The organism is Arthrobacter sp. 131MFCol6.1 (genome assembly GCF_000374925.1).
Lineage (GTDB): Bacteria > Actinomycetota > Actinomycetes > Actinomycetales > Micrococcaceae > Arthrobacter.
Genome location: NZ_KB895560.1, coordinates 25,735 through 37,489, shown reverse-complemented (window position 1 = coordinate 37,489; position 11,755 = coordinate 25,735). Strand labels below are relative to the sequence as shown.

Here is an 11,755-nt window from a genome sequence, read left to right as displayed (position 1 = left end):
TGGCGCCGGGCAATTAAGACATCCCCGTTAGAGCAGATAAGGACCTGTTGTGAAAATCATTGCCGCTGAAGTGTTCGTCACCAGCCCCTCCCGGAACTTCGTGACCCTGCGGATCACCACCGAGGACGGGGTGACCGGGATCGGGGACGCGACCCTGAACGGGCGCGAGCTGGCCGTGGCCGCGTATTTGAAGGAGCACGTCGCGCAGCTGCTGATCGGCAAGGACCCGCACCGGATCGAGGACACCTGGCAGTTCCTGTACCGGTCCTCGTACTGGCGCCGCGGGCCGGTCACGATGGCCGCGATCGCCGCGGTGGACATGGCGTTGTGGGACATCAAGGGCAAGCTCGCCGGGATGCCGGTCTACCAGCTCCTGGGCGGGGCGTCCCGGAACGGGCTGCGCGCCTACGGGCACGCCTCCGGCGCGGACCTGCCCTCGCTCTTCGACTCGGTCCGCGAACACCTGGAGCTCGGGTACAAGTCGATCCGGATCCAGACCGCGGTCCCCGGGATCAAGGCCGTCTACGGCGTCGCGGCCCAGGCCCAGGCCTCCGGGGAGCGGTACGACTACGAACCGGCCGGGCGCGGCGCGTTCCCGCAGGAAGAGGACTGGGACACCCGCGCCTACCTCCGCCACCTGCCGACCGTGTTCGAAGCGGTCCGGAACGAGTTCGGCCCGGAAATCCCGTTGCTGCACGACGGGCACCACCGGATGACCCCGATCCAGGCCGCGAAGCTGGGCAAGGCGCTGGAACCCTACGACCTGTTCTGGCTCGAGGACTGCACCCCGGCCGAAAACCAGGAAGCCCTCCGCCTGGTCCGGGCGCACACCACCACCCCGCTGGCGATCGGGGAGATCTTCAACACCGTCTACGACTACCAGGCCCTGATCAAGGAACAGCTGATCGACTACGTCCGGGCCGCGTCCACCCACTTCGGCGGGATCAGCCCGCTGAAAAAGGTCATGGACTACGCCGCGCAGTACCAGATCAAGTCCGGCTTCCACGGCCCCACCGACATCTCCCCGGTCGGGTTCGCCGCGCAGCTGCACGTGGGCCTGGCGATCCACAACTACGGGATCCAGGAATACATGCAGCACTCGGAGGCGACCAACGAGGTCTTCGAACAATCCATGACCTTCGTCGACGGCTACCTGCACCCGGGCGACAAGCCCGGCATCGGCGTCGAATTCAACGAGGAAGCCGCCGCCGCGTTCCCCTACCAGCAGGCCTACCTGCCCTACAACCGCCTCGTCGACGGCACCGTCCATGACTGGTAACCCGGCCACGACCGGTGAGCTGAACATGATCGGTGAGCTGAACATGATCGGTGGCCATCCCTGACACACCAAAAAGGTCCCGGGCGGCGAGTCAATGCTCTGCCGCCCGGGACCTGGCTCTTTTGAGTCCGGCTCTCAGCGTCCGGTTTGCTGGTGGCTTAGTGAATCTGTTCCCGGGTCATGCCGAAGGGGACCTGGTCGGAGAGGGCCGCGGTGTAGTGGCCCGGCTTGTGCCGCGTGAGCAAAATGCCGTGCGTCCCCGTGGTCATGGCGAGCTGCTGCAGCCCGCGGACGGCGTCGTTGAGCCGGTCATCGAGCACGCGCCGGTTGTCGACCTGGATCTCAATGGACTCGGTAATCGTGGTCATAGCTCTGTCTTTCTTGGAGTACTTCTAGTCGGCCCCAATGGATTCAGGAACAGTAACGTCAGATTTATTGACCCGTCAAATCACCACGCCGCATCTGCGCGGGGTGCCGTGCGGGGGCCAAATGCCCGCACATTGGGCCGCGGGCGGCTGACCTGCGGATCCATCCAGGCGCGGGTGGTCCCAGTGAGTCTGATCACCCGGCATCATTGCGGGCAGGCCGAAAGATGCTCGTGGACGCAAACGATGCCGCCGTCGGGGGCACGGGAGAAGATGATGGTCTCGCGTTCATCGCTCGTATCGCGGCCACCGTCCCGGTCAATCTGGACGGTCGTGGCGACTCGGTGCGAAAACACCGCGGTAGCCCCGAGGAGCTGGATATCCTGCTCGCTGCTCCGGCATTCAAGCACACGCCAGCCACCGGCGAGCCAGCTGTCCCAAAGGGTGCGGTAGGCGGAGCGGGAACCAAGGCGCTGGGCTTCCGGATGGAAGATAAAGGTCGCCTGCGGGCTGAAGGCCGCAAAGTAGGCCTCGGTGTCCGTGGCGGCGAAGGCGGCGACCAGGCGGTCCGCCGCATCCCGCACCTCCTCGCGGCTGAGGGGGCGGGGTGCAGCCCGCCGCAGCTCCGCCGCCGGCAGCGGCCGGGCCACGGCACGGATCGGGGCGCCGTCGGCCCCGGGGATATTGAGGGGAAAGAGGAAGAGCTCGACGTCGGATCCGGCGTCCCTGGCCTGCTGGACCTGCTCCAGCCCGGTGAGGTTTTCCACGATGATGCAGCCGTTCCCGGCCAGGATGGCGTGGGCGGGAAAGCCGCCGCCGGCCGGGTTGTCGTCCGAAGCGCCGTCCGAAGCGCCGTCCGAAGCGCCGGGGGAGCTGGGATCCACGCTGAGGGCATCCAGGCCTACGGCGCGGTAGCCGCGGTCCACGATCAGTTGCGCCGCCGCCGCCTCCAGCCAGGGATGCTTGAGGTACTCCTCCGTTCCCCACGCCGCGGCGGAGCCGGTGTGCAGCAGCAGGATCTTTGCTGGCTTGTCCTGATCCCCGGGATCCCCAGAAGCCCCACCTGAGCCCGCCGGGGCGATCCCCGCCAGCTGCGCGGCGGTGATGGCGCCGCCGCGGGCCACGTCCCGGACGTCCACGATTTCGGCGACGCCGCCGAAGAGAGTCAGCGGCAGTTCGTCCAAAGCTGCCCAGCCCTCGCCCACATGCAGGGGTGCGTCGGCGTGGGTGCCCGAATGGGAGCCAAGTCTGAGCGAGAGCACGTTGGCGCCGTCGGCCTCCACAGTCAGCGCCGATGCAATCCGGACCTCAGGGTCGCCGGGGTAGACAGGCATTCCGGTGCGCAGCGGAACGCTGAGATCGAACCACGTCACCGCTGGCCCACCAGTTCCGTGTCCCGGTCGCCGGGCAAGCCCGGCCCGGCCGACTCCGGTGTTCCGGCAGCGACGGTGTTTCCAGCCGCGTCGATGACCGGCGGCACCGGGGTGTCCTTCGAGGGGATCCAGCGCGGCCCGGCGGCCGGGAACACTCCGCGCGGCTCCGGGAAGATCCACAGCAGCCCGAGGTAGAGCACGGCTGCGAGCGCCAGCGATGCCGGCAGGCTGATGTCCACGCCGCCCGCCAGGTTGCCCAGGGGCCCCTGGAACTGGCCGGGCATGTTCACCATACTCAGCCCGGCCGCGGCGCTGACCAGCCAGGCCGTCATGCCGCGCAGGTTCCAGCCGTGGTTGAACCAGTACCGTCCGCCGGTCTGGCGCCGGTTGAATACCTGGAGGGCGTCGGCGTCGTACCAGCCGCGGCGGGTGATGAAACCGAGGATCATCACCACCATCCACGGCGCGGTGCAGGTCACGATCAGGGTGGCGAACGTGGAAATGCTCTGGACGAGATTGAAGGCAAAGCGGCCGGCGAAGATGAATGCGATCGCCAGGATCCCGATGAACAGGGTGGCCTGGACCCGGTTGAACCTCGGGAAGACGCTGCTGAAGTCAAGGCCGGTCCCATACAGCGACGACGCCCCGGTGGACATGCCGCCGATCAGGGCGATGGCGCAGAGCGGGATGAAGTACCAGGCGGGGGAGATCGCCAACAGGCCGCCGACGTAGTTCGGCGCCGCCGGGTCCATGAATTCCGGCGCTTTGGTGGCGATGATGGACGCCGTGGCCAGGCCAAAGACGAACGGAATAAGGGTGGCCAGCTGGGCCAGCAGCGCCGCTCCCATGACCCTGCGCTTCGGGGTGGCGGTGGGGATGTAGCGCGCCCAGTCGCCCAGGAACGCGCCGAAGGAGATGGGGTTGGACATGACGATCAGGGCCGCGCCGATGAACGCCGGGATGAACCCTGCGACGCCGACGCCGTCGAACCCGGTCCCGAAGGCACCCTCGAAGTTCAGGTTCAGGTCACCCGCGAAGGCGATGAAGCCGACAACGAACAGCAGGGTGGCCGCGGTGACGGCGATCTTGTTCACGAGCAGCATGAACTTGAACCCGTAGACGCAGACCACCAGGACGAGTCCACCGAAGAGGCCGTAGGCGACGGCGAACGAGCCCATGTCCTGCGGCAGGCCCACCAGCCGGTTCAGCCCGCCGACCAGGGCATCGCCGGAGCTCCAGACCGAGATAGAGAAAAATGCCAGCGCGGTCAGCAGCGACAGGAATGATCCGACCACCCGGCCGTGCACGCCCAGATGAGCGGAGGAGGACACCGCGTTGTTGGTCCCGTTCGTGGGGCCGAAGACGGCCATCGGCGCCAGCAGGAGGGCGCCGACAACCAGGCCCGTCACCGTCGCGGCGAGCCCCTGCCAGAATGACAGGCCGAAGAGGATCGGAAACGCGCCCAGGAAGGCCGTGGCAAAGGTGTTGGCCCCGCCGAAGGAAACCCTGAACAAGTCAAAGGCACTGGCATTGCGGTCCTTCTCGGGGATCCGTTCAATGCCATAGGTCTCCACGTCGGTGACCTTGCCGCGGTTCCGCCCTGCGCGGGCGCCGGCAGGCTGTTCCTCGACCATGTTGTTCTCCATCCAGCTCATCATTGATTCCGTGAGAGTTGCTTCATAAGCATCACAAGTTGCTTTGGAGGCTACCCTGCTTGGTTTGGAGGCTACACTGTGAAGCGGCTCACAGCAAAGCGCCGGTCCGTCCGGCCGACAGATTAGCCAACCGGCCGCCGGACCGGACTTCTCCCGCGGGGCCCGGGTGCCCAGGTGCCTGCCGCCCGGAGAAGAACAGGGATAATCTTCAACGGGGACTATCCACTACACGGCGCAAAGGCGGCACGGCGACATGGCACAGGCTCAGACAGGCAAACCCCGGGGACGGTGGCGGACCTTCCACGAAAAATTCGTCGTGGAGGAGCGCTACATGAGTGTGGCGGCGCGCCGGAATCTCTACCGCACTGCCGTCGTCCTGATGATCGCGGGCGCCGTGCTGTTCGTGGTAATCCTCACCGGAGTCCTGCAGCACGGCGGCCTCTCGGCGGCGGACGAGCCCGTGCGAACCTGGCTCCTGACCTTGCGCGCGGAACCCACCACCATCATCATGATCATCCTTGCGATCATCTTCGGCCCCATCGGCCTGCCAATCATCGTCCTCATCGTGACGGTGGCCTGGGGCCTGCTCGCCAAGCACGCCTGGCGGCCGATGCTCCTGGCCGGCGCCATGCTGACCGGCGTCATCCTGGCGCAGGTCATCGGCCGCATCGTCGAACGCCACCGGCCTCCGATCGACCTCATGCTTTTCGGCGCCGACTCCACGTTCTCGTTTCCTTCCGGGCACGTCCTGGGCGCGTGCGACTTCCTGCTGGTCACCACGTACCTGGTCTTTTCGCGCCGGAAGAACCCCGTGTCCGCTGTCATCGCCTTCATTGTGGCGGGGATCGGCATCTTCTTCGCAGCCGTCAGCCGCCTCTACCTCGGCTACCACTGGATGACCGATGCCCTGGGCGCCTTCTCGATCTCGCTCGTGATCCTGGGCGGCGTCATTGCGCTGGACACCTGGCGAACGGCACGGATCCCGGGCGAACAGATCACCGGGACGCTGTCCACCGCCGACGCGGGCCAGGACTAAGCGCCGTCAGCGGCTGCGCGCCCGCTTGAGTTCGGCCCGCAGCCGGGCGTTGGCTGCCTCCAGTTCCATCACCTTGGCCACGCCGGCCAGGTTAAGCCCCTCCGCCAGGAGTTGGCCGATCCGCCGCAGCACTGCGAGGTCTGCGTCGCTGTACTGCCGGGTGCCACCCGCGGTGCGGTCCGGCGCGAGGAGTCCCCGGCGCTCGTAGAGCCGGATGTTCTGCTGCCCTGTGCCCACCAGCTGCGCCACCACCGAGATGGCGTACAGGCCTGTATTCGTGCCGCGGTCCGCCATGGCATTCCTCCCGTTCCGGCAATTCCCTTGCATCAGTGTTTCACCGGTGCTATAAAAAATCTATACCCGCTACCACAGATAAATGGTGGTGGGTTGTGGAAGGAATGCAGATCAACTCTCGCTAAAGGAGTGGGAAATGATGTTGATTCGGACGGACCCGTTCCGTGACTTTGACCGGCTCGCGCAGCAGGTGTTCGGGACGGTGGCGCGCCCGGCGCCCATGCCCATGGACGCGTGGCAGGAAGAGGGCGTCTTCGTCGTCGTGTTCGATCTTCCGGGGGTCAATGTCGACTCGATCGGGCTCGACATTGAGCGCAATGTCCTGACGGTCCGGGCGGAACGTCGGGACCCGGTTCAACCCGATGTGGAACTGACGGTCTCGGAGCGCCCCCGTGGCGTGTTCAGCCGCCAGCTGATCCTCGGCGACACCCTGGACACGGAGAACGTCAAGGCAAACTACGCCGACGGCGTCCTGACGCTCCGTATCCCGGTGGCGGAGGCGGCCAAGCCGCGGAAGATTGAAGTCACCCGTTCGCAGGACAAGATGCAGGAGATCGGGAAGTAAGCACCGGAGCCGGCGCGGCGCCCAGCAGCGTTGCTCCGGCTCCGGCTGCATGCAACGGAGGCCGATCATGTCCGGCAGGAACCCTGATCCCCGCGGCTACTATGCGCTCTTGCACGTCTCGCCGGAGGCGGGCCGGCAGGAGATTGGCCGCGCCTTCCGGGCGCTGATGCGCCGGCACCATCCCGACATCGGCCAGTTGGACGACATCGGCCAGTTGGACGACATCGGCCAGTTGGACATCGACCCTCCCGATGTCGGCGCCATTCTGCACGCTTTCGCCGTGCTGCGGGACGCCAGAAGCCGGGCGGAGTACGACGCCGGCGGCTGGCGGCCCGCCGTCGAGGACGACAGCTTCCATCACCGGAACGACCATGCCGGCCAAGGCGGCCGCGACATCCCGGTGCGCATCATCCGGCGTCGGGAACCTCTTGTGCGCGTGCTCCCCGTCCGCTGGGAACCCGGGCCGTGACGGGGAAACACTCCTGGCCGGGCCGCTGAACCGGACAGGAAGCCCACCCGGCAGTCCCATCCAGCAGTCCCATCCAACAGTCCCATCCACTGAGGAGGAGAGCGGCCATGAGCACATGGCGCCGTTACGATTCGCACCTGATGCCGGTATTCCACGAGCGCTTCGAAGAGCGCTGGGGCGAGGGAACGGCGCCGTTCCTGGACCCAGAGGCGCATGAGGCACCGTTGCCCCGTGCGCAATGGATCAACATCGACACGGGCGCGGCGCTGGCCGTGGTCCCGGTCTGGACAGATGAAGACAGCCAGCACCGATCCTTCGGCGTGTTCTACCTGCCGCCCGCGGGTGATATCTGGGTGCTGAGGCCCGGCTTCACGGAGTATCTGGAACCCTCGATGGACGAGGCTGAGCAGCTCCTGACGCTGCGGAATGATGCCTTCCGCAAGGCCGTGGAGCACGCCAAGGTCTTCCTGTTCGGGCCGGAGACCTCGGTGTTCTGAACGGCCCGGTGTTCTGAACGGCAGGGGCCGATTGATGCCAGGGATCAGTTGCTGGCGGCGGCGTACGCGTTCAGGCTCAGGGAGAACACGATCCAGGAGACGTATGGCAGCATGAGCAGGCCCGCCGCCCGGCTGATGAGGCCGAACCGGACCACGGTGACGGCAGCGGCCACCGCATGGACGGCGATGAGCAGCAGGGCCAGCCACAGGGCGGCCCCGCCGGCCATGGGGTACATGCCGAAGAACAACGGCGCCCAGGCGAGGTTCACGAGCAGCAGGATCACGTAGACGGTCATGGCGCCACGGCCGCGCCCGGAGCGAAGTCCTGTTCCCCGGCGCCAGACCAGCCACGCTGCCACTGCCATGGTCGTATAAAGCACTGTCCAGACCGCTCCGAAGGCCCAGCCCGGCGGAGTCCACGGAGCCTTCTCTGCCGCCGCGTACCAGCCGTCGGCGTTGCCAATGATTGCCAGCGACGCCACGAAGGACACCCCGTGAGAGACCGCCAGGAAGCAAAGGAGGGCCGCCGACTGCCTGCCGGGGCTGGGCGGCGCCACCGGCGGCCGGCGGTTGACGCCTTGTTCAATTTTCACGTGCACCGATCAACAGTGGCCGTTGGCACCGCGCGCGTCAAACGGCCCGGGTCGTGGCGCTCACCCCCGGGGGAGCCTAAGATCAGTCAACCAACCACCGAAACTACATAGAGGTACCCGTCGATGAACGCTTCCGCCAACGATCTGGCTTCCCTCCTTCCGCCCGGCTTCACCCTGGGCGTGGCGACCTCGGCCTTCCAGATCGAGGGTGCACTCGATGAAGACGGCCGCGGCCCTTCCGGATGGGACGTCTTTGCCGCGAAGCCGGGTTCGATCGTGGAGGACCAGAGCCCGGCCGTTTCCTGCGACCACTACCACCGGATGCCCGAGGACGTGGCGCTGATGAAGGACTTGGGGATCGACTCGTACCGGTTTTCGCTGTCCTGGTCCAGGATCCAGCCCGGCGGGAGCGGGCCCGCGAACTCCGCCGGGCTGGACTTCTATGACCGGCTGATCGACCTGTTGCTCGCCAACGGCATTTCCCCCATGGCCACGCTCTACCACTGGGACACCCCATTGCCCCTGGATGAGGCCGGCGGCTGGATGAACCGAGACACGGCCTACCGGCTGGGGGACTTCGCCGTCATCGCCGCCGCTGCCTTCGGGGACCGCGTGAAGCGCTGGGTGACTGTCAACGAGCCCGCCACAGTCACCACCAACGGCTACGCCCTGGGCATGCACGCCCCCGGCCAGGCCCTCATGCTCAAGGCCCTCCCCAGCGTGCACCACCAACTGCTGGGCCACGGCCTGGCGCTCCAGGCGCTGCGTGCCGCCAAGGTACCGGGGGACATCGGCATCACCAACGTTTACTCACCGATGGTCCCGGCCACCGCGAACCCGCTGGACAAGGTCAGTGCCGGACTCATGGACGTGGCGCAGAACCGGCTCTACGCCGATCCCGTGCTGCTCGGCAAATACCCGGATGTCATCCGGGCCGCCACGTTCTTTTCGTCGTCTTTCAGCCCGTCCAGCGAAGACATGGAGCTGATCTCCCAGCCCCTGGATTTCTATGGCCTGAACTACTACATGCCCACCCTGGTCGGGGCGGGTCCGGGGGAGGGGGCCGTGCCGCCCGGCATGGCCGAGGCCATGGGGGACGACCTCAGCGGGACACCCGGGGCGCCGTTCCACATCGCGCCGTTCCCGGACACCGAGACCACGGCCTACGGCTGGCCGGTCAAGCCCGAATACATGTCCGTCGCCCTGGCCGAGATGGCCGACCGCTACCCGGATCTGCCCCCGGTCTACATCACCGAGGGCGGGGCGAGTTTCGAGGACGTCGTGGTCCACCCTGTCGGGACGGACCGCCGGATGATCCCGGACGAACGGCGCCTGCGTTACCTCGCGGACCACATTGGTACGGCCCTGGAAGCGACACGTCCCGGCGGTGCCGCCGAGGCCATCGACCTGCGCGGCTACTATGTGTGGTCCTTCATGGACAACTTCGAGTGGTCCGCCGGCTACAAGCAGCCGTTTGGTCTGGTGCACGTCGATTTCGAGACCCAGGTCCGCACGCCGAAGGCCTCCTACTACTGGCTCCAGGAGGTCATTGCGGCCCGAAGCGCGGCGTCCGCCGGAGAGCCCGAAAGCCTCGCGCAGCCCGAAAGCCTCGCCCAGTCCGACAGCGGCCCCGGCGGGCGGGACTAGACGGCCGACGTCGGCGAGCCTCGTCCGGCAGGCTGACGCCCTAAAAGCAGGGTCGGCCTAGAGCAGATCCAGGTCCTGCAGGCCCTTGGCGAGTCCCGCCCCGTCGGGCGAATAGAACCACGGGACGGAGGACTCCGAGTGGTCGCCGGTGTCGGAGTGGCCGCCGGCGAAGACTGCTTCGGTGGAGGAGAGTTGCCGGATGCCGATCGCGGCCACCTGATCGGGGTGCTTCTGCGCGAAGCCGGAGTAAATCTCTTCATCGTGCTGGCCGTTGTCGCCGAACAGCAGCCATCGCATGTTCGGGAACTCCTGGGCCAGCAGCTCAAGGTTCCGCCGCTTGTGTTCCTGGCCGCTACGGAACCAGCGGTCGTGCGTCAGTCCCCAGTCCGTGAGCAGCAGCGCGCCCGAGGGATAGAGGTTCCGGGCGATGAAACGGGCCAGGGTGGGAGCTGCGTTCCACGGCCCGGTGGACAGGTAGATCACCGGCGCCTCCGGGTGCTCCACCTTGAGCCGATCCAGCAGGACAGCCATGCCGGGTGTCGCCATCCGGGCTCGTTCGTTCAGGACGAAGGTGTTCCACAGTGCCAGGAAGGGCCGGGGGAGGGCGGTGACCATGATGGTGTCGTCAATGTCCGAGACAATGCCCAGCTTGGTGTCCGGGGAGATCACGAAAATCCTGGCCTCGACCGGTTCCGTTCCTTCGGCGCGCAGCACGGCCGTATGCCAGCCCGGGGTCAACGCCACGTGAACCAGGGTGTCCACCAGGCCGCCGCGGTCGGCATGCACGCGGGTGGTGACGCCGCCGATCTGGATCTCCACCTCGGTGAACTGGACCGGGACACTCGTGAACGCCCGCCAGCCGCGGAAGTTCTGGTTGCCGTTCACGGCCAGCCGTTCCGCCTTGCTGCCGGCCACCGGCCGGCTGGTGAGGACCACGCGGCCCAGTACCCTGACCCACTCCGTCGAGCCGTAGCCCTGATAGGCGACGGTCTGCGGGCTGAACTTCCAGCGCCGGGCCGTCTTGAGCCGGACCCCGTTGACGGTGTCAGACACCCAGTGGGCGAGCCGGAAGGCCCTGTTGCCGGACACGGGCAGCTGCTGCGCTGGTTGCGACGCCAATTCCATGCCTCCACTCTCCCACAGTGCCGGGCTCCGGCCGTGCCGGCGGGGTCCCCGGGACCCGGCCCCGGCCATGCCGGATCACCAGCGCGGCGGCTGACCCAGCAGCCCGCGCAGGGTGGCGGCGTTGCGGACGGCGTTGCCGCCGCCGTCGTTGTTGAAATACGCGTAGACGTCTTTCCCGCAGGCCCGCCACTCGCGGATCCGGTCCGCCCACCAGCGCAGGTCCTCATCGGAATAGGATCCGCCGTACAGGACATCGTGGTCCGGGCCGTGCAGCCGGATATAGACGAACGGCGCGGTGGCGCGAAGCACGCACGGGAGCCCGGCGCCGCTCATGATGCAGTAGGCCGCGCCGTGACGTTCCAGCAGGGCGTACACGGCGTCGTCGTCCCAGCTGGGGTGGCGGAACTCCACGCAGACGCGGATCCATCCGGGCAGGGCCGCCAGGAAGTAGTCCAGCCGGGCGTCATCGCGCGCCAAGCCCGGGGGCAGTTGGACGAGCAGCACGGCCCGCTTGTCGCCGAGTTCGTGCCAGCACCGGGTGATCCGCTCCGCCCAGACCTCCGGGGCGTGTAGCTTCTTGGCGTGCGTCAGGCCCCGGGGCGCCTTGACGGACAGGGCAAAACCGTCGGGCAGGCGGCGGCGCCAGCTGGCGAACGAGTCCTCTTTCGGCCAGCGGTAGAAGCTGGCATTCAATTCCACGGTGTCGAAGCGTGCCGCGTAGTAGGCCAGCCTGTCCCGGGCCGGCAGGCCTGGCGGATAGAGGACCCCGTCCCAGTGGTCATAGCTCCAGCCGGACGTGCCGATCCGCACAGTGGCTTCGTGCGCTGCCATGCCCCGTCCCTCACCGTCAGCTTTCA

General features: G+C 67.2%; 13 protein-coding genes. 6 read left to right on the top strand and 7 right to left on the bottom strand.

What is annotated here, in order from left to right; genetic code table 11:
- Window positions 1-49 precede the first annotated feature (49 nt).
- Window positions 50-1,279, top strand: coding sequence for a D-mannonate dehydratase ManD (manD, locus tag C566_RS0120310; RefSeq protein WP_018776189.1), 1,230 nt, complete (start codon window positions 50-52; stop codon window positions 1,277-1,279).
- A gap of 158 nt (window positions 1,280-1,437) precedes the next feature.
- Here the strand turns inward: manD and C566_RS0120305 are convergent, their stop codons facing one another.
- The 3 genes from C566_RS0120305 to C566_RS0120295 all read right to left on the bottom strand — a co-directional run bounded on the left by C566_RS0120305 (window position 1,438) and on the right by C566_RS0120295 (window position 4,663).
- Window positions 1,438-1,647 carry a hypothetical protein gene (locus C566_RS0120305; protein ID WP_018776188.1) on the bottom strand — a complete coding sequence of 70 codons (210 nt, stop codon included), beginning with the start codon at window positions 1,645-1,647 and terminating at the stop codon, window positions 1,438-1,440.
- Window positions 1,648-1,850: 203 nt separating this feature from the next.
- Window positions 1,851-3,017 (bottom strand): cyclase family protein, encoded by a 1,167-nt coding sequence (locus tag C566_RS23410; RefSeq protein WP_018776187.1) that lies wholly within the window; start codon window positions 3,015-3,017, stop codon window positions 1,851-1,853.
- Window positions 3,014-4,663, bottom strand: coding sequence for a purine-cytosine permease family protein (locus tag C566_RS0120295; protein ID WP_231386458.1), 1,650 nt, complete (start codon window positions 4,661-4,663; stop codon window positions 3,014-3,016). The genes C566_RS23410 and C566_RS0120295 overlap by 4 nt, the downstream gene beginning before the upstream one ends.
- Window positions 4,664-4,925: 262 nt before the next feature.
- Between C566_RS0120295 and C566_RS0120290 the strand changes: the two genes are divergently transcribed.
- Entirely contained in the window at window positions 4,926-5,708 is a 783-nt protein-coding gene (locus tag C566_RS0120290) for a phosphatase PAP2 family protein (RefSeq protein WP_018776185.1), read from the top strand.
- A 6-nt stretch (window positions 5,709-5,714) separates the two neighbouring features.
- Here C566_RS0120290 and C566_RS0120285 read toward each other — a convergent pair whose 3' ends face one another.
- A complete protein-coding gene (locus C566_RS0120285) occupies window positions 5,715-6,002 on the bottom strand; it encodes a MerR family transcriptional regulator (protein ID WP_018776184.1) in 288 nt (95 codons plus the stop codon).
- Between the two features lie 136 nt (window positions 6,003-6,138).
- On the opposite strand from C566_RS0120285, the gene C566_RS0120280 reads away from it, so the two are divergent.
- The 3 genes from C566_RS0120280 to C566_RS0120270 all read left to right on the top strand — a co-directional run bounded on the left by C566_RS0120280 (window position 6,139) and on the right by C566_RS0120270 (window position 7,533).
- Window positions 6,139-6,567, top strand: a complete 429-nt coding sequence (locus C566_RS0120280) for an Hsp20/alpha crystallin family protein (protein WP_018776183.1) — start codon at window positions 6,139-6,141, stop codon at window positions 6,565-6,567.
- 67 nt (window positions 6,568-6,634) lie between these two features.
- The gene (locus tag C566_RS21910; RefSeq protein ID WP_018776182.1) at window positions 6,635-7,036 is read left to right on the top strand and encodes a DnaJ domain-containing protein; all 402 of its coding nucleotides are present in this window, start codon (window positions 6,635-6,637) and stop codon (window positions 7,034-7,036) included.
- A gap of 107 nt (window positions 7,037-7,143) precedes the next feature.
- A complete protein-coding gene (locus tag C566_RS0120270) occupies window positions 7,144-7,533 on the top strand; it encodes a hypothetical protein (RefSeq protein ID WP_018776181.1) in 390 nt (129 codons plus the stop codon).
- A gap of 44 nt (window positions 7,534-7,577) precedes the next feature.
- On the opposite strand, the gene C566_RS0120265 is transcribed toward C566_RS0120270, so the two are convergent.
- Window positions 7,578-8,126 (bottom strand): TspO/MBR family protein, encoded by a 549-nt coding sequence (locus C566_RS0120265; protein WP_018776180.1) that lies wholly within the window; start codon window positions 8,124-8,126, stop codon window positions 7,578-7,580.
- A 123-nt stretch (window positions 8,127-8,249) separates the two neighbouring features.
- Between C566_RS0120265 and C566_RS0120260 the strand changes: the two genes are divergently transcribed.
- The gene (locus tag C566_RS0120260) at window positions 8,250-9,773 is read left to right on the top strand and encodes a GH1 family beta-glucosidase (RefSeq protein WP_018776179.1); all 1,524 of its coding nucleotides are present in this window, start codon (window positions 8,250-8,252) and stop codon (window positions 9,771-9,773) included.
- A gap of 57 nt (window positions 9,774-9,830) precedes the next feature.
- Here the strand turns inward: C566_RS0120260 and C566_RS0120255 are convergent, their stop codons facing one another.
- Entirely contained in the window at window positions 9,831-10,898 is a 1,068-nt protein-coding gene (locus C566_RS0120255; RefSeq protein WP_051082386.1) for an App1 family protein, read from the bottom strand.
- Window positions 10,899-10,973: 75 nt separating this feature from the next.
- Entirely contained in the window at window positions 10,974-11,729 is a 756-nt protein-coding gene (locus C566_RS0120250) for a DUF72 domain-containing protein (RefSeq protein WP_018776177.1), read from the bottom strand.
- Window positions 11,730-11,755: the final 26 nt, after the last annotated feature.